The sequence below is a fragment of the Labrys sp. F242 genome (assembly GCF_057813875.1).
This window is the reverse complement of record NZ_JBVASG010000001.1, coordinates 1,085,526-1,102,245: the sequence shown is the minus strand read 5'-3', so window position 1 is coordinate 1,102,245 and position 16,720 is coordinate 1,085,526. Positions and strand designations below refer to the sequence as shown.

17 protein-coding genes are annotated in these 16,720 nt (G+C 63.6%); 11 read left to right on the top strand and 6 right to left on the bottom strand.

From position 1 onward, the window contains the following. Window positions 1-107: 107 nt before the first annotated feature. From osmF to ACZYTC_RS05040, 11 genes are all read left to right on the top strand, one after another. The gene (osmF, locus tag ACZYTC_RS05090) at window positions 108-983 is read left to right on the top strand and encodes a glycine betaine ABC transporter substrate-binding protein OsmF (RefSeq protein ID WP_434959661.1); all 876 of its coding nucleotides are present in this window, start codon (window positions 108-110) and stop codon (window positions 981-983) included. 74 nt (window positions 984-1,057) lie between these two features. Beyond that, window positions 1,058-2,200: an ABC transporter permease gene (locus ACZYTC_RS05085; RefSeq protein WP_488989980.1), complete on the top strand. Its 1,143-nt coding sequence runs from the start codon at window positions 1,058-1,060 to the stop codon at window positions 2,198-2,200. Then, window positions 2,197-3,159 (top strand): ABC transporter ATP-binding protein, encoded by a 963-nt coding sequence (locus tag ACZYTC_RS05080; RefSeq protein ID WP_441772348.1) that lies wholly within the window; start codon window positions 2,197-2,199, stop codon window positions 3,157-3,159. The genes ACZYTC_RS05085 and ACZYTC_RS05080 overlap by 4 nt, the downstream gene beginning before the upstream one ends. Then, complete coding sequence (locus ACZYTC_RS05075) at window positions 3,156-3,905, top strand: ABC transporter permease (RefSeq protein WP_488989064.1); 750 nt, start codon at window positions 3,156-3,158, stop codon at window positions 3,903-3,905. The genes ACZYTC_RS05080 and ACZYTC_RS05075 overlap by 4 nt, the downstream gene beginning before the upstream one ends. Before the next feature lie 139 nt (window positions 3,906-4,044). Continuing rightward, window positions 4,045-4,884 carry a serine O-acetyltransferase gene (cysE, locus tag ACZYTC_RS05070; protein WP_434957098.1) on the top strand — a complete coding sequence of 280 codons (840 nt, stop codon included), beginning with the start codon at window positions 4,045-4,047 and terminating at the stop codon, window positions 4,882-4,884. Between the two features lie 275 nt (window positions 4,885-5,159). Beyond that, entirely contained in the window at window positions 5,160-6,203 is a 1,044-nt protein-coding gene (locus tag ACZYTC_RS05065) for an amino acid ABC transporter substrate-binding protein (RefSeq protein WP_434957099.1), read from the top strand. Window positions 6,204-6,251: 48 nt separating this feature from the next. Continuing rightward, window positions 6,252-7,442, top strand: coding sequence for an amino acid ABC transporter permease (locus ACZYTC_RS05060; RefSeq protein ID WP_488989063.1), 1,191 nt, complete (start codon window positions 6,252-6,254; stop codon window positions 7,440-7,442). Then, on the top strand, window positions 7,439-8,539 hold the full coding sequence (locus tag ACZYTC_RS05055; RefSeq protein WP_488989062.1) for an amino acid ABC transporter permease: 1,101 nt from the start codon (window positions 7,439-7,441) through the stop codon (window positions 8,537-8,539). The genes ACZYTC_RS05060 and ACZYTC_RS05055 overlap by 4 nt, the downstream gene beginning before the upstream one ends. Before the next feature lie 192 nt (window positions 8,540-8,731). Further along, window positions 8,732-9,313, top strand: coding sequence for a TetR/AcrR family transcriptional regulator (locus ACZYTC_RS05050; RefSeq protein ID WP_434957102.1), 582 nt, complete (start codon window positions 8,732-8,734; stop codon window positions 9,311-9,313). Window positions 9,314-9,409: 96 nt separating this feature from the next. After that, window positions 9,410-10,894: an MFS transporter gene (locus ACZYTC_RS05045; RefSeq protein WP_434957103.1), complete on the top strand. Its 1,485-nt coding sequence runs from the start codon at window positions 9,410-9,412 to the stop codon at window positions 10,892-10,894. A 14-nt stretch (window positions 10,895-10,908) separates the two neighbouring features. Beyond that, window positions 10,909-11,292 (top strand): DUF427 domain-containing protein, encoded by a 384-nt coding sequence (locus ACZYTC_RS05040; RefSeq protein WP_488989061.1) that lies wholly within the window; start codon window positions 10,909-10,911, stop codon window positions 11,290-11,292. 24 nt (window positions 11,293-11,316) lie between these two features. On the opposite strand, the gene ACZYTC_RS05035 is transcribed toward ACZYTC_RS05040, so the two are convergent. The 6 genes from ACZYTC_RS05035 to ACZYTC_RS05010 form a co-directional block, all read right to left on the bottom strand. Then, a complete protein-coding gene (locus ACZYTC_RS05035; protein WP_488989060.1) occupies window positions 11,317-12,162 on the bottom strand; it encodes an ABC transporter permease subunit in 846 nt (281 codons plus the stop codon). After that, the gene (locus ACZYTC_RS05030) at window positions 12,159-12,941 is read right to left on the bottom strand and encodes a taurine ABC transporter ATP-binding protein (protein WP_488989059.1); all 783 of its coding nucleotides are present in this window, start codon (window positions 12,939-12,941) and stop codon (window positions 12,159-12,161) included. Before ACZYTC_RS05030 ends, ACZYTC_RS05035 begins: the two co-directional genes overlap by 4 nt. Window positions 12,942-13,097: 156 nt before the next feature. Further along, window positions 13,098-14,108, bottom strand: a complete 1,011-nt coding sequence (gene tauA, locus ACZYTC_RS05025; protein WP_488989058.1) for a taurine ABC transporter substrate-binding protein — start codon at window positions 14,106-14,108, stop codon at window positions 13,098-13,100. A gap of 383 nt (window positions 14,109-14,491) precedes the next feature. Then, entirely contained in the window at window positions 14,492-14,914 is a 423-nt protein-coding gene (ndk, locus tag ACZYTC_RS05020) for a nucleoside-diphosphate kinase (protein WP_149254567.1), read from the bottom strand. 215 nt (window positions 14,915-15,129) lie between these two features. Further along, window positions 15,130-15,837 carry an aquaporin Z gene (aqpZ, locus tag ACZYTC_RS05015; protein ID WP_434957108.1) on the bottom strand — a complete coding sequence of 236 codons (708 nt, stop codon included), beginning with the start codon at window positions 15,835-15,837 and terminating at the stop codon, window positions 15,130-15,132. 364 nt (window positions 15,838-16,201) lie between these two features. Continuing rightward, entirely contained in the window at window positions 16,202-16,624 is a 423-nt protein-coding gene (locus ACZYTC_RS05010; protein WP_441772358.1) for a VOC family protein, read from the bottom strand. Between the last annotated feature and the right edge of the window lie 96 nt (window positions 16,625-16,720).

The window sequence follows — 16,720 nt, the reverse complement described above, 5'->3', positions numbered from 1 at the left end:
CGTTCAAAGGACACCAAGAGGATCACAAGATGCCATTCTCGCTCCCCCTCCGCTCCCTCATCGGCAAGCGGGCGGCCCGGCTGACATCCGCGGCGGCTGCCGTCGCCATGATGGCGACCGCCGGCATGGCCCAGGCCGCCGACGTCACCGTCGCCTCCAAGATCGATACCGAAGGCAATCTGCTCGGAAACCTGATCGTGCAGGTGCTGGAATCCCACGGCCTGTCGGTCAATAACCGGGTCGGGCTCGGCACCACGCCGATCGTGCGCAAGGCGCTGGTCGCGGGTGATATCGACCTCTATCCCGAATATACCGGCAATGCCGGCTTCTTCTTCAACAAGGCCGATGACGGCCTGTGGAAGGATGCGGCCAAGGGCTATGCCGAGGCCAAGAAGCTCGACTACGACGCCAACAAGCTGGTGTGGCTCGATCCGGCCCCCGCCAACAACACCTGGGCCATCGCCATCCGCAAGGATGTGGCTGACACCAACAAGCTGAAATCGCTCGACGATTTCGGTAAGTTTGTCACCGGCGGCGGCAAGGTGAAGCTGATTGCCTCGGCCGAGTTCGTCAACAGTGCCGGCGCCCTGCCCGCCTTCCAGACCACCTATGGCTTCAAGCTCTCGTCCGACCAGCTCGTGGTGCTTTCGGGCGGCGACACCGCCTCCACCATCAAGGCGGCGGCCGAGCAGACGGACGGCGTCAATACCGCCATGGTGTATGGCACGGATGGCGGTATCGCCGCGGGCAACCTCGTGGTGCTCGACGACGACAAATCGGTCCAGCCCGTCTATGCGCCGACCCCGGTCATCCGCGAATCCGTACTCAAGGCCCATCCCGAGATCGCTGAATGGCTGAAGCCGGTCTTCGCCAGCCTCGACCTCACCACGCTGCAGGAGCTCAACGGCCGCATCCAGGTCGACGGCGAGGCCGCAAAGGACGTGGCAACCGACTATCTCAAGAAGAAGGGTCTGGTGAAGTGAGTGCAGGCGCCGGGGAGGTTCAAGCCGACAACGGTGCTTTCCCGGCGCCGCCCGCCGCCACGGGCACGCGTGCCCTGGCCTTCGACAAGCTCGGCGTCGTGATGGCCGTCATCGCCACCGCGGCGCTGTTGCTGCCTTTCGCCAATTTCCGGCCGAGCCGCATCGGCCAGGCCCAGGGCATCGGCTTCATCCAGGCGCTTCCCGCAAGCCTTGCCTGGGCCAGCCTGGCCCTGCTCGTCCTCTGCCTGATCTTGCTCCTGCGCCGGAGCTCCCCGCGGCTCCGGCTCTCCCTGGCGGCCGGTGCCTTGGTGCTCCTGGCCGTCCTGATCGGCCTGGTGCCTGAGGTCCTGATCCCACCAGGCAATGCCAGGCCGCGGGTCGGCCCTGCCGCCGGGTTCTGGCTGCTCGCCTTCTCCTTCGCCATCCTGCTCACCGACGCGTTGGTCAAGCTGTCGCTACGCCCGGCCCAGAGGATTGTCGCCCTGCTGCTCACGCTGGCGGTCTTCCTGGCCTTCCTGCTTTCGGGGCACTGGAGCGGGCTGTCGATCATGAAGGAATACAACACCAACGGCTCGGGCTTCGCCGCCAATGCAGGGGTGCACGTCACGCTTGCCCTCACCTCCCTGCTCGGCGCCCTGATCGTCGGCCTGCCGCTCGGCATTCTCTGCCAGCGCCAGCCGGGATTGCGCAGCGTGGTGCTGCCGGTGCTCAACATGATCCAGACGATCCCGTCGCTGGCGCTGTTCGGCCTGATGATTGCGCCGCTGACCTATCTGGCCAAAACCTATCCCATCGTCGAAGCCATCGGCGTGCATGGCACCGGCGCCTCGCCGGCCTTGATCGCGCTGTTCCTCTATTCCCTGCTGCCGGTGGTTTCCAACACGGCGATCGGCCTCGACTCCGTTTCCTTCAACGTCGTGGATGCCGCCCGCGGCATGGGCATGACGCAGTGGCAACGCCTGTTCCAGGTCGAGTTGCCCCTCGCCTTCCCCGTCATCCTGACAGGTGTTCGCATCGTGCTGGTGCAGAATATCGGCCTGGCCACGATCGCCGCCTGGATCGGCGGCGGCGGCTTCGGCGTCTATGTGCAAAACGGCATGGGCGCCACGGCCATCGACCTCGTTTTGCTCGGTGCCATCCCCACCATCGCCCTCGCCTTTTCGGCAGCCATCATCCTCGATGCCATCGTCGACACACTTAAAGGACGGCACGCATGATCGAAGTCAGGCAAGTCAGCCGCCGTTTCGGCTCCCAACTGGCCGTCGACGATGTCTCGCTCATCATCGAGCGCGGCACGATTACGGTGCTGGTCGGCACCTCCGGCAGCGGCAAGTCCACGCTGCTGCGCATCATCAACCGCCTGATCGAACCGACTGCCGGCACAGTCCTGATCAATGGCCGCGACACCTCCAGCCTGTCGGGTGAGGAGCTGCGCCGGGGCATCGGCTATGCCATCCAGGGCCACGGTCTCTTCCCGCATTGGACGGTGGCCCGCAATATCGGCACCGTGCCGGGCCTGCTCGGCTGGGACCAGGCTCGTATAGCCAAGCGCGTCGACGAACTGCTCCGCCTGTTCGATCTCGACCCGGCCACCTATGCCGAAAAACTGCCGCATCAATTGTCCGGGGGCCAACAGCAGCGCGTCGGTGTCGCTCGCGCTCTGGCCGCCGAGCCGGCGGTCTTGCTGATGGACGAGCCCTTCGGGGCGCTCGACCCGATCATCCGGGCCAAGGCGCAGGAGGATCTGCTCGCTCTGCAACGCCGGCTCGGCATCACCGTCGTCCTGGTCACCCACGACATGGAAGAGGCCATGCTGCTGGGCAACCGCATCGGCGTGATGGATGGCGGCAAGCTCCTGCAATATGCCACACCGACGGAAATCCTCACCAATCCGGCTCCCGGTTTCGTCGAACGCCTGATCGGCGGCCCCGACCGCTCGCTGCGCCTGCTCTCCTTGCTCAAGGTCGCCGATTCCGTGCAGCCGGGTACCGCCGAGGGCAAGCCCGTGCAGGAAACCGCGACGCTGCGCGATGCACTCTCCGAGTTGCTGTGGGCTGGCACGCAGGCACTGCCGGTGGCGGCAGCGGATGGCACGCCGCGCGGCCGCATCACCCTGCCGGCCATCCTGGGCCAGGCAGGCGCGGAAGCGCATCGCGTGGAAAGCTCGCCCGCATGAAATGGCTCGGTTACGGCGCCAGGGCGCTCGCCCTCATCCTGCTGCTGCTGCTGCTGTTGGACACGGAGCTGTTCACGCCGGTCCTGGCACCGCTCAACGACAATGGCGCACCGGCTGTCTATCGCCAAGGCAGCCTGCTGTTCCTCGCCCTCAGCCATCTCGGCCTGGTCGCCGTCTCCACCCTGATCGGCGGCACATTGGCCCTGGTCGCGGGTATCTTCGTGACACGGCCGGCGGGCGCCGAATTCCTGCCGCTGTCGCGCACCATCGTGAATATCGGCCAGACCTTCCCGCCGATCGCCGTGCTCGCCATCGCCGTGCCCTCGCTCGGCTTCGGCGCTGAGCCCACCTTGCTGGCCCTCACCCTCTACGGGCTGCTGCCGATCTTCGAGAACACCATGGCGGGCCTGAAGAGCGTTCCGACCACCGCTCTCGACGCGGCCCGCGGCATGGGCATGACCGGCTGGCAACGCCTGAGCAAGGTGGAGCTGCCGCTCGCCCTTCCGGTGATCCTCACCGGCATACGCCTTTCCTTCGTGGTCAATCTCGGCACGGCCACCATCGGCTCCACCGTCGGTGCTAAGAGCCTCGGCGAAGTGATCATGGCTGGCATCACCACTACCAATACCGCCTATATCCTGCAAGGCGGCGTCATCGTCGCGCTCCTCGCCGTGCTCATCTACGATGCGCTCGGCAGCCTCGAGCGTTCTCTCGCCAAGCGTGCCGGCACAGCCAGCGCACGTTGATCCCAAGCGTTTTGCGATCTGGCGGTCATGCCAGCAATCGCAAAACGCTCCAGCCAATCCGTCGGATTGGCTTGGAAACAAAGAGTTAGAGCGAAAGCACCTTTCCTTCCCAACGCGCTTTGCTCCTGAGGAAGTTGCCATGAACGCCTCGAACAGCCGCAAGCTCTCGCGCCGGACCCGAAGTCCGGGTGCCGTATCCGACCTGATCTGGGACAGGCTGGTGGACGAAGCACAGGAGGCCATCGTCGCCGAACCGCAGCTCGCCACCCAGTTCTACGCCAGCGTGCTCGACCACACATCCTTCGAGGATGCGCTCATCCAACGCCTGGTCCAGCGCATCGAACATCCGGATATGCCTGCCTCCGTGCTGCGCCATGCCTTCCGCACGGCGATGGCCGCCGATCCCGGCATCTGCCTCGGCATACGCGCCGATATCCAGGCCGTGCTTGAACGCGACCCGGCCTGCAAGCGCTATCTGGAACCACTGCTTTACTTCAAGGGCTTCCATGCCCTGCAATTGCATCGCCTCGCCCACTGGCTCTGGCATCATGGCCAGCGCAACTTCGCGCTCTATCTGCAAAGCCGGATTTCCGAGGTGCTGCAGGTCGACATCCACCCCGCCGTTCCGATCGGGCGCGGCATCTTCTTCGACCACGCCACCGGCATCGTCATCGGCGAGACGGCAGTGATCGAGGACGATGTCTCGATCCTGCAATCGGTGACGCTGGGCGGCAGCGGCATCCGCTCCGGCCAGCGCCATCCCAAGATCCGCAAGGGCGTCCTCATCGGCTCGGGCGCCAAGCTGATCGGCAATATCGAAATCGGCGAAGGGGCCCGCATCGGCGCCGGCTCGGTGGTGACGGCTCCGGTACCGCCGCACAAGACGGTGGCGGGCGTGCCGGCCCGCATCATCGGCGACACGCCGAGTGCCGAACCGGGGCGGACCATGGACCAGATCTTCTTCGACGTCGGGCTCTGAGGCGGGGCACAACATCCAGTTTCATATTGTTCATTAGTTTATAAAACTAGTAGACAGTGTGTAATAAATCATTCTACGATCACATTCTGCTGAATGGATGAAACAGGTCGCTGCCGATCTTGCCATCGCGGTGTAATCGCCCGATCATGCCTGGAGGCAATGGCATCCTTCCGAAAACCACTGATCCCGGCGCATGCTGCCAGGCCGGTGACATAAGAGAGCAACGGGGCGCCCTGTCGTGGATACCGACCGCGCAGGGAATGAAAGGGACTTTCATGCTGAACTCAGTCAAACGCGGCTTCAGGCGGAACGCCGGCATCGCCATCGCCGCGCTCGCGGCCGGCTTCATCGCGGCGGCGCCGGCTCAGGCCGGTCCCACGCTCGACAAGATCAAGGAGCGCGGCGTCATCAAGGTCGGCGTCGGCAGCCAGGCCGGATTCTTCGCGCCCGACGCCAATGGCCGCTGGCAAGGCTTCTTCGTCGATTTCGGCCGGGCTCTCGCCATTACCGTGTTCAACGATCCCGACAAGGTCGAATTCACCAATTCTTCGCCCCAGCAGCGTCTCCCCGCCCTGCAGGCCGGCCAGTTCGACATCCTGCTCTCGGCCGTGACCCAAACCATCACCCGCGCCTTCAAGCTCAATTTCCATTTCGGCCCGGTGGTGTTCTATGACGGCCAGGGCATCCTGGCGAAGAAGTCGCTCGGCGTAACCAAGGCCGCGGAGCTCGACGGCGCCACCATCGGTGTGCAAAGCGGCACCACGGGTGAACAGAACATCGCCGATTTCTTCAAGAAGGCCGGCAAGACCTACAAATCCGTGGTGATCGAGGACACCGCAACCTTCACCCAGGCCCTGACCTCCGGCCGCGTCGACGCGCTGACGCAGGACGGTACCGATCTCGGCCTGCGCCGCGCCGCCCTGCCGAACCCGGACGAGTATGTGCTGCTGCCCGAGCGCCTGTCCAAGGAACCCCTGGCACCGGCAGTGCTTGGCGGCGACGACCGCTGGCTGGAGATCGTGAACTGGACCGTTTACGCCACCATCCAGGCCGAGGAATTCGGCATCACCAGCGAGAACGTCGATTCTTTCCTTACCAGCGAGGATCCGGCGATCAAGCGCTTCCTCGGCGTCGACCCATCGCTCGGCCAGGCCATTGGGCTCGATCCGAAATTCGCCTACAACATCATCAAGAAAGTCGGCAATTACGGCGAGATCTTCGAGCGCAATCTCGGCAAGAGCACGAAGATCGGCTTCGATCGCGGTCTCAACAATCTCTGGACCAAGGGCGGCCTGATCTATTCGCCTCCCTTCCGTTGAGATGCAACGGGGAGCGGGTCTTCGGACCCGCCCCCATGGGATGCCTTTATGGCCGATACGATCAGCATAGTGTCCCCTGATGTTCCCGGCCCCATCGGCAGGATCCGCCGGTGGTGGGGCGCGCACCCCTATGGTCAGCTCCTGCTGATCGCCGCTTTGGCACTGTTCCTCGGTCTCATCTGCCATAACATCCTGGGCAGCATGCATCGCCTGGGCATGGCGCCCGGCCTCGACTATCTCTGGCAGCCGGCCAATTTCGACATCACCGAAAGCCTGCTCGTCTATCAGGCCGGCGACAGCTATGCGCGTGCCATCGCGGTCGGCCTTCTCAACACGCTCAAGCTCGCCGTGCTCGGCTGCCTGTTCGCCACCATTCTCGGCACGAGCCTGGGCATTGCCCGCCTGTCCGGCAATCTGCTGCTCTCACGCCTCGTGCAGGCCTATGTCGAGTTGATCCGCAACACGCCCCTGCCGCTGCAGCTTTTCTTCTGGATCGCGATGACCCAGGCCTTGCCCTCCACCCGGCAGGCCCTGCAGCCCTTCTCCTCGACCTTCCTGTCGGTGCGCGGCATCTTCCTGCCCTGGGTCGAGATCGGCAACGGCGATAGCCTGTGGTTGCTGGCCCTCGTGCTGATACTGCTCGCCTTCGCCGTGAGGGCCTTCCTCCGTCGCCTGCAGCATCCCCTGTCGGCTCTCGGCCTTTTGGGCGTATCAGCCCTCTTTCCCGCCATCGCCCTGGTTTGGATCTTCATCGCCAACGTCACCTTCACGCCGGACCTGCCGGTGCTGCAAGGCTTCAACATTCGCGGCGGCATCACGCTGACACCGGAATTCGCCGCCATGCTCGTCGGGCTGACGATCTATTATTCCGCCAGCATTTCCGAAAGCGTGCGCAGCGGCATCGAATCCGTCAACACAGGCCAATGGGAAGCGGGCCGGGCGATCGGGCTGCCGCGCGGGCGCATCATGCGCCTGATCGTGATGCCGCAGGCGATGCGCGTGATCACGCCCTTGATGACCTCGAGCTATCTCGACCTCACCAAGGACACCACGCTCGGCATCCTGATCGGCTTCACCGAGGTGACCGCCATCATCAAGACGAGCGCCAACAACACCGGCAATGCCGTCGAGACCATCATCGTGCTGGTCGCCGTCTTCCTGGCCGTGAGTATGCCGACCTCATACCTGATCAATCTCTATAATCGCCGCATGGCCCAGCGCGGGATCATCGCCAAATGAGCACGGTGTCCCTCCCCGATGCGCTCCGGCCACGCTCGGCCCAACGCTGGCAGACGATCAAGGCCGGCCTGTTCTCCTCGCCGCTCAACACGGCGATCACGCTCATCGTGCTGGGCCTGATCGCCTGGGTCGGCTCGTATCTGATCGATTGGGCCTTCATCCGGGCGACCTGGTCGGGCACCGCGCAGGACTGCCAGGCCAATGGGGGCGCCTGCTGGGCTTTCGTCGGCGTCAACCTCAAGCTGATGCTGTTCTGGACCTATCCCTCGGACCTCATCTGGCGCCCGATTCTCGGCCTGGTCCTGATGTTCGGCCTGGCCGGCCTCAGCACCATCCCGCGCTTTTGGGGGCGCGGCCTGATCCTCGCCTGGATCGCGGTGCCCCTCGTCACCTGCCTGCTGCTGCGCGGCTATTTCTCCGGCATCATCGTCTCCACCAATGATTGGGGCGGCCTGCCGCTGACCATGCTGATCTGGACGATCGCTTATGCCTCGTCCTTCCTGATCGCCATTCCCCTGGCCCTGGGGCGCCGTTCGAGCATGGGCGGCGTGCGGTTGGTGAGCACCAGCTTCATCGAGATCGTGCGCGGCATGCCGATGCTGGTGGTGCTCTATGTCTCCAGCCTGATCGTGCCGATGGCCCTGCCCTATTTCGACGTGAACCTGTTCTTCAGCGTCGAAGTCGCCCTCACCCTCTTCATCGCCTGCTATCTGGCGGAGGTGATCCGCGCCGGCATGCAGGCCCTGCCATCAGGCCAGAACGAGGCGGCACGGGCCTTGGGCCTGAGCTATTGGCAGACCACCGGCCTGGTGATCCTGCCGCAGGCCCTGCGTGCCATCATCCCGCCACTGGTCAATCTGGGCATCGGCGTCCTCCTGAGCACGCCGCTGATCGGCTTCATCGGAATGATCGACTTCCTGACCGCCGTCAGGAACACGGCCGCTACCAATGAGCAGATCTGGCCGCACGCCTATCCGGAGGCCTATGCCTTCGCCGCCCTGGTCTATTTCCTGATCTGCTTCCCGGCCTCGCGCTACAGCCTGTGGCTCGAGCGACGCCTGAAGGCATCGACCAGCCATCAGGCCAAGGACAAGTAGAACCTACACCGAAGCGCAACTTCTTGGGGGGCGGACATCTCAGCCCCGTGAAGTCATGGGGTGATGTCCGCTCTTGGAAACGTCGTATTCGCGGCAAGGGAAGAGTGGACAAGATATCAGCGCTTCCGGGAACAGAACCTGCTCCCTGGAAATCGCGCTTGACAAAATAATACGGTCGTACATATTGAAATCATGGCACGTGCTTCCAACCGTGAAAAACTTCTCGTCGCCGGGCTCGGTCTGATACACGAGCATGGCTTCACCGCTACCAGTGTGCGCGACGTCGTGCGCGCGGCGGGTGTGCCTCAAGGGTGCTTCACCAACCACTTCACGTCCAAGGAGGCTTTCGGCCTGGAAGTGCTGGGTCTCTACCGTAGCGAAAAGCGGGAAGATGCCCACAAGACGTTGCTCGACGACAATAGCCCACCCTTGCAGCGCGTGAGGGCCTATATCGACGCCAGGACAGAGCGGTTCAAACAGAACGGCATGCGCTGCGGCTGTATGTTCGGCAATTTTGCCGCCGAATCCAGCAGCGACAGCGAGGCCATTCGCCATGAATTGCTCGACATCTTCGCCGAGAGCCGGGGCGCCATGAGCTATTGCCTGGAGGCCGCCGTGCGGATGGGCGAACTGCCGGAAGAGTTCGACTGCCACGAGGCGGCCGCCCTCATTCTCTCCTCTCTTCAAGGAGCTTTCCTGACCGCGAAGACGGAGCGCAACGCCGAACCCGTCGAACGCCTCAAGAAATTCCTGTTTGGTTCGATTTTGCGTTGAGGCCGCTCCACGCCCGGGCCTCGATTCGAAAATCCATTGATGCCGCAAAATAATACGTTCGTCCGTATTTTATATCTTTCAGAACGAGGTCCTGCAATGCCAGACTCGGCACTCAGTGTTTCCGATATTACCCGGCCGACCAGCCCTGCGCCCGATCCCCGCCGCTGGTCGGCCCTGGCCATTCTGCTGACTGGCGCCTTCCTGGCCCCTCTCGACTTTTTCATCGTCAACGTCGCCATGCCGGCCATCACCACCGGCCTCCATAGCACCGCCGCCGACGTACAGATGGTGATTTCCGGCTATGCGGTGGTTTATGCCGTCTTTCTGATCACCGGCGGGCGGCTCGGCGACATCTTCGGCCGCAAGGCGATTTTCATGATCGGCCTCGCCGGATTTGCCGCCGCCTCCGCCCTTTGCGGCCTGGCCTGGTCCCCCACCGTGCTGATCGCCGCGCGGATGCTGCAGGGGCTCGCCGCCGCCGCCATGGCTCCCCAGGCGCTGGCTTCAGTCCATGCGCTCTTTCCGGCCCATGAGCGTGGACGCGCCCTCAGCATCTACGGTATCGTGCTCGGCGTATCCTCCATCATCGGCCAGTTGCTGGGCGGCGCGCTCGTCGGCGCCGATCTCGACGGTTTCGGCTGGCGGCTGATCTTCCTGATCAACCTTCCCATCGCTTTCGTTGCCTTCCTGGCGGCGATCCCGCTTTTGCGCGAAACCCGCAGCGAAAAGCGGCCCCGTCTGGATCTTGGCGGCGTGGTGCTTTCGAGCCTGGCGCTCAGCAGCCTGGTGGTGCCGCTGGTCGAAGGGCGCGAGCGCGGTTGGCCCTGGTGGTCGATCGTGATGCTGGCGATGACGCCCATCTTCGTGGAACTGTTCCGACGTTACGAGCGGCGCCTCGCCCGGGCCGGCGGCGATCCCCTCATCGATCTCGGCATCTTCCGCCTGCCCGGCCTGGTGCGCGGTATCAGCGCCATCCTTGCGCTCTACGCCATGGCGACCTTCTTCCTGACCTATTCGCTCTATCTCCAGGGCTCCCTCGGCTACACGGCCTGGGAAGCCGGGCTCGCCATCTTGCCTTTCTCGGCCGGCTTCCTGGCCGGATCGACCTTCAGCCCCGCGATCAGCCGCTTGGTTGGCGGCTCTGCGCCCGCCTTCGGCTTCGCCAGTTCGGCCTTAGGCACGGCGCTGACAGCCCTGCTCGTGCTGGCCTTTCCGGCCGGAATCATGCCGCCGCTCCTGCTGATGGCACCCGCCATCGGCTTCATCGGCCTGGGCATGGGCACGTCGATGCCGACCATGATGCGTGCGATCGTCGAACGGGTCGGGCCGCATCACGCCGGCCTGGTCGGCGGCATCGTCAATTCGACGCTGCAGGTCAGCGCCGCCATCAGCGTGGCGGTGCTGGGCGGGCTGTTCTATACATTGGTAGGCACGAGAACCGATGCTGCCAGTATCGGACATGCCTTCGCCTGGACCCTGCTGGCCATCGCAGCCTGTCACACCGTCGGCGCCTATCTCGCGGCCGGCCTGGGTCGGCGCAAGGCCATGGGCCCGCAGGCGGTTCCCTCCGCGGCGGATTGAGGAAAGGACAGGTCATGACGAACAAGGTGATGAAGATTCCGGGTCCCGATCATCCCATCAGCGTCGAGCCGAGCGGGGAACGTATCGTTGTCAGCCTCGGCGGCCGGGTGATCGCCGACAGCCGGCGGGCGCTGCGTTTGCAGGAAGCCTCCTATCCTGCCGTCCTCTACATTCCGCGCGGCGACGTCGACATGGGGGCGCTCACACGCACCGAGCATGCCACCTACTGCCCCTACAAGGGCGAATGCTCCTATTTCAGCCTTCCGGCAGGCGGTGATCGCTCAGTCAATGCCGTCTGGAGCTATGAGACGCCCTACCCCGCGGTATCAGCCATCAAGGACCATCTCGCCTTCTACCCGGACCGGGTGGACGCAATCGAGCGACTGCCGATCGGCTGAGGCCGCTTGATCATCCCGGATCTTTCATGCCTTGCCGTGCCAGGGCACCAGCAACTTCTCGGCCAGCCTGACGATCCACTCGAAGCCGATCGCCACCAGGGCGATCACGAAGATACCGAGGACGACGATATCGGTCTGCAGGAAGTCCGACGCCGTCTTGATCATGATGCCGAGCCCTTGGGAGGCGGCGACCAGTTCGGCAGCGATAAGCGTGGACCAGCCGACACCGAGCCCGATGCGAACACCGGTCAGGATCGATGGCAGGGCATTGGGCAGGATGACATGCCAGAGCACCTGCCAGTGACGCGCGCCCAGGGCCCGCGCCGCATCCACCCGGTCCGACGGCACGGCGCCGACACCGGCGGCGGTGGTGATCGCCACCGGTGCGAAAACTGCGATCAGGATGATCAGCACCTTGGTGGTTTCGCCGATGCCGCACCAGATCACCATCAGCGGCAGATAGGCAAGCGGCGGCACCGGGCGCAGGAATTCGATGATTGGATCGAGAATGCCGCGGGCGATCGGGCTGAGCCCGATGGCGATGCCGGCCGGTACGGCAGTGACCAGCGCAATCAGCAGAGCTGCGAGGATGCGCCAGAGGCTGGCATCAAAATGCTGCAGCAGGGTCGCGTCGGCATAGCCTTCCGTGGCGACCGTGAAGAGTTGCTCCACCACGGCCCGGGGCGACGGCAGATAGAAGGCCGGCAACCATTCGAAATAGGTGGCGAACGACCACAGCAGCAGCAGAGCGAGAATGGTGAGAATGCGTACCGGTGTCGCGCCGAGGGGTGCGCTGGATCTTGTCAAACGGCCCGTGCCGCCCTTTTCCTCGATCTCGTCCAGGCCGGCGGAGTTGGCGAAATCGCTCATGCATCAGCTCCCTGCAGGACAGCTGCCAGGACTTGCTCGCGCAGGGCGATGAAGGCAGGATCGGACTTGATCGACCGGCTGTTCTCCCCGGCCAGAACCCGCCGCGAGAAATCGGTATGAAATTCGCGCGTGATGCGTCCCGGGCGCGGCGACAGCACCACGATGCGGGTGGCCAGGAAGATGGCCTCCTCGACGCTATGCGTGATCAGGAAGACGCTGCGCCGCGTGCAGTCCCACAGCCGGATCAGCAATTCCTGCATTTTCTCGCGCGTCAGCGCATCCAGCGCGCCGAGCGGTTCGTCCATCAGCAGGATTTCCGGCTCGTTGGCGAGCGCCCGGGCCATGCCGACGCGCTGACGCATGCCCCCGGACAATTCCCAGATCCTGTGATCGGCGAACTCGGCCAGCCCCACCAGGTCGATGATGCGTCCGCAGCGCTGCTTGCGTTCGGCAACATCGAGCCCGGCAAGCCTCGGACCGAACTCGATATTGCCGCGCACCGAAAGCCAGGGAAACAAGGCATCGTCCTGGAAGACCACGCCGCGCTCGCCGCCGGGCCCTCGAACGGGCTTGCCGCCGAGGGTGATGGCGCCCGAGCTCGGCGGCAGAAAGCCAGCGAACAGCTTGAGCAAGGTGGTCTTGCCACAGCCGGACGCACCCACCGCCACGACGAACTCGCCGGATTCGATGGTGAGGGAGACGTTGCTGAGGGCCGTAACGGACCGCCCTCCTCTTCCGGAATAGACGACGTCGACGTCACGGGCGGACAAATCGGACACGGGAACCTCTTTCGGCCCCTGGAACGTCATTGCGAGCTCTGCCAATCCTGCGGATTGGCAGAGCTCGCAATGACGATGCGGGCCACCGTTTCAAGCCATTGAATAAGGCCCGCCCCGGAAGGGAGGAGATCCCGGGGCGGGCGAGCCTGCGAAAATCTATTGGGAGGAGAGTTTCGTCAGGGCTTGTGCGGCGAAGGCCTTGTTCACATAGGCGGAATAATCCGGCAGCACCGCCGGGATCTTCTTCTGCTCGGCGAGGAATCCGGCCGTGTCGGCGATGGCCTTGATCGTGGCACCGCCCAGCAGGTCGGGCGAGGATTGCTCCGCCAGGAGCGGCCAGACATTCGCCTTCAGCAAATCCGGCACGTCCTCGGGCTTGGAGCCGGTGAGCCGGGCGATCGCCTTGGCCTGATCGGAGGCGGCGATCCAGGCCTCCGGTTTGTCCCGATAGGTCTTGTAGGCCTCGCCGGTGACTTTGACGAAGGAGGTCACCACATCGGGATGGGCCTTGGCGAAATCCTTCGAAGCGATCCAGGCGTCGAAGGTCGGCGCACCCCATTTGGCGACATCGGCCGAGGATACCAGCACCTTGCCCTTTTCCTTGAGCTTGCCCAAGGCAGGATCCCAGACATAGCCACCGTCGATGTCCCCGCGCTCGAATGCCGCCGCCAGTTCCGGCGGGCGCAGATTGAGGATCTGTAAGGATTTTGGCGCGATGCCCCAATGCTTGAGTGCCGCCAGCAGGCTGTAATGCGAGGTGGAGACGAAGGGCACGCCGATCTTCTTGCCGGCAAGGTCCTTGGGCTCCTTGATGGTGTCGCGCACCACCAGTTCCTCGGAATCGCCCAGGAGGGCGGCGACGAAAATCGTCTCGATCGGCAATTGGCGGCTGGCGGCGGCAGCGAGCGGGCTCGAGCCGACATAGCCGATCTGCACGTCGCCCGAGGCGATGGCGGCAATCACGTCGGCGCCGGAATCGAATTTGCGCCAGGCGATCTGCCAGCCGGTCGCCTTTTCATAGGCACCAGCGGCCTGCGCCGCCTTGGCTGGGTCCACGCCGGTCTGGAAGCCGATGGTCACCTTGTTGTCGGCCGCATGGGCCGTGCCGAGGGCGGTGCCGAGAGCCAGGCCAGCAGCCAGGAACAGTCGGCGGTTGAGCGATGTCATGTGAGATCCTTGAAGACGCGATCCGTCATGCGCTGCGCAAGAGCGTCGCAAAACGCTCGGCAACGTCGATGCGGTGATGAAGGGTATGCGAGATGCGACGCCGGTCAGGCGCCCGAATGCAAAGGACTCAGCAGCGACAATAACTGGTCATGGTGATCCCCTTCCACAGGTTCGGCTTGCGGGGAAATCAGGGCTGCCCGCTCCTCATGACTGAAGGGTGCGACGGCGGCGCGAGCGTGTCAATTATTTTCTATAGAATTAGTAGAAAATTAAAATCGGGAAAAGGCGGACCCAATGGATCCGCCTTGAAGGATGCCTGCCCCGCCTGAAGCAAAGCGCGTTCGAGCTGAACGTGCAATCAGGCCGGCAGCCCGTCGGCCAGCTTAGCCGACGATCTCGTTGCCCGAGAAGAACTGGCCGATCTCGATCTTGGCATTATCGAGCGAGTCCGAGCCATGCACCGAGTTCTCGCCGACCGACAGAGCAAAGAGCTTGCGGACGGTGCCTTCGGCGGCATTGGCCGGATTGGTGGCGCCCATCACTTCGCGATGCTTGGCGACGGCGTTCTCGCCTTCCAGCACCTGCACGACGACGGGGGCCGAGATCATGAACTCGACGAGTTCACCGAAGAAGGGACGCTCCTTGTGCACGCCGTAGAAGGTCTCGGCCTGCTCGCGGGTCATGCGGACGCGCTTCTGGGCGACGATACGCAGGCCAGCCTTCTCGAACACGGCATTGATGGCGCCGGTGAGGTTGCGGTTGGTCGCGTCGGGCTTGATGATCGAAAAGGTGCGCTCGAGAGCCATGATCGTCCTGGTTGCTATGAGTTGAGGTGAGCGGCTTATAGCCATGCCCCTGCCCGGCTTCAAGCTCTAGCTCTTTGTCTGGGCGCGTCTTTGCGATTCTTGGCGATTCCGTCGAATCGCAAAACGCTCCGGCAATGCTCAGTTTCCTCGCTGCCAAGCAAAAGCGGCGACCGGAGGGACCGGTCGCCGCTTGCTTGTCTTGTTGCGGGTCAGTCTCAGGCCTGCTCAGGCTCCAGCAACACCTTCCAGATCAGGCCGCCCACGATGGCACCGACCAGCGGCGCGACCCAGAACAGCCAGAGCTGGTTCACCGCACCGGTCTGCGCAAAGAAAGCGACCGCCGTCGAGCGAGCCGGATTGACCGAGGTGTTGGTGACCGGGATCGAGATCAGATGGATCAGCGTCAGGCCAAGGCCGATGGCGATCGGCGCAAAGCCGGCCGGCGCGACCTTCGACGTCGAACCCAGGATGATGATCAGGAACGCCGCCGTCAGGACGATTTCGGTGATCAGGGCAGCGACCATGCTGTATTTGCCGGGCGAAAGGTCGCCATAGCCGTTGGACGCAAAGCCTCCAACCTCGAAGCCGGGCTTGCCGGTGGCGATGGCATAGAGCACCGCCGCGCCAGCGAGGCCGCCGACGACCTGCGCAATCCAGTAGGGAATGAGCTCGGCCCAACTGAACCGACCACCGACGGCCAGACCCAGCGAGACGGCGGGGTTGAAGTGTCCGCCCGAGATACCGCCAACGGCATAAGCCATGGTCAGCACGGTGAGGCCGAAGGCAAGTGCGACGCCAACAAAGCCGATGCCGAGCTGCACGTTACCCGGACCGAGAAAGAGGGCAGCGAGGACAGCAGAGCCGCAGCCACCGAAAACCAACCAGAACGTTCCGAAGAACTCTGCCGCGAGTTTTTTAATCATGTCTCATCCATTTGGGCTTGTCTAATGAGAGGTTGCTTGGTTCACGCCGTGAATGACTCATCTTCATGGACCAATTTCGATGTCGCCCGGTATCCTAAATTGACGCTGGGGAATGCATTAATATTTTACCTCCCCAATCGCCACAGACAGATGAAGTATCATGATTCTGGCGCAACGCCATGAAACAAATGCCGGATTTGCGAGTGAAACCTCAGCAATTGGTTAAAAACGGGGATCATACACTGCCAGCTTCGGCAAGACCAAGCTGCTACCTCACGGAGCGGAAGGACCGAATAGTTCTCCGCGCGGACTACTGAAAGGGGCCCCAGCCTCCCGCGTATTCCCCCGCTCCGGCACCAGGTTTTCACGCAGCCGGCAGAAAGGCTGGATTGAAAACGATCTCCCACAAATGGTCGTCAGGGTCCTGGAAATAGCCGGCATATCCGCCCCAGAAGGTCTTCTGGGCGGGCTTTACCAGGCGCGCACCCGCTGCGATCGCCCGCTGCATCACAGCATCGACCTCGGCCTCGCTGCCGACATTATGGCCGAGCGTGAATTCGGTCGGGCTGCGCGCCGATTGCATGATACCAGCGTCGTGCGCGATGTTGGCGCGGGAGAAGATCGCAAGCTTCAATCCGCCCTGCAGATCGAAGAAGGCGACGGCGCCATGCTCGAATTCACGGCCGATGATGCCCTCGGTGGGCAGACCGAGGCCGTCGCGGTAGAAACGCAGGGCGGTTTCCAGATCGTCCACACCGATGGTCAGAACGCTGATATGCGGTTTCATCGCGATAACTCCTTGTTCGGTTCCCGCAGGAACGCTCTTTTCCGGTATGCCATGCATGCCATGCGCAAGCCTTGAAGATTTCGGCCATTTGCCGGC

Coding starts and splice junctions, on each gene's coding strand:
- tauA (WP_488989058.1), bottom strand. CDS start 14,108: ATGACATCGCTCAACCGCCGACTGTTCCTGGCTGCTGGCCTGGCTCTC.
- ACZYTC_RS05075 (WP_488989064.1), top strand. CDS start 3,156: ATGAAATGGCTCGGTTACGGCGCCAGGGCGCTCGCCCTCATCCTGCTG.
- aqpZ (WP_434957108.1), bottom strand. CDS start 15,837: ATGATTAAAAAACTCGCGGCAGAGTTCTTCGGAACGTTCTGGTTGGTT.
- cysE (WP_434957098.1), top strand. CDS start 4,045: ATGAACGCCTCGAACAGCCGCAAGCTCTCGCGCCGGACCCGAAGTCCG.
- ACZYTC_RS05080 (WP_441772348.1), top strand. CDS start 2,197: ATGATCGAAGTCAGGCAAGTCAGCCGCCGTTTCGGCTCCCAACTGGCC.
- ACZYTC_RS05065 (WP_434957099.1), top strand. CDS start 5,160: ATGCTGAACTCAGTCAAACGCGGCTTCAGGCGGAACGCCGGCATCGCC.
- ACZYTC_RS05035 (WP_488989060.1), bottom strand. CDS start 12,162: ATGAGCGATTTCGCCAACTCCGCCGGCCTGGACGAGATCGAGGAAAAG.
- ACZYTC_RS05040 (WP_488989061.1), top strand. CDS start 10,909: ATGACGAACAAGGTGATGAAGATTCCGGGTCCCGATCATCCCATCAGC.
- ACZYTC_RS05045 (WP_434957103.1), top strand. CDS start 9,410: ATGCCAGACTCGGCACTCAGTGTTTCCGATATTACCCGGCCGACCAGC.
- ndk (WP_149254567.1), bottom strand. CDS start 14,914: ATGGCTCTCGAGCGCACCTTTTCGATCATCAAGCCCGACGCGACCAAC.
- ACZYTC_RS05060 (WP_488989063.1), top strand. CDS start 6,252: ATGGCCGATACGATCAGCATAGTGTCCCCTGATGTTCCCGGCCCCATC.
- ACZYTC_RS05055 (WP_488989062.1), top strand. CDS start 7,439: ATGAGCACGGTGTCCCTCCCCGATGCGCTCCGGCCACGCTCGGCCCAA.
- osmF (WP_434959661.1), top strand. CDS start 108: ATGATGGCGACCGCCGGCATGGCCCAGGCCGCCGACGTCACCGTCGCC.
- ACZYTC_RS05010 (WP_441772358.1), bottom strand. CDS start 16,624: ATGAAACCGCATATCAGCGTTCTGACCATCGGTGTGGACGATCTGGAA.
- ACZYTC_RS05050 (WP_434957102.1), top strand. CDS start 8,732: ATGGCACGTGCTTCCAACCGTGAAAAACTTCTCGTCGCCGGGCTCGGT.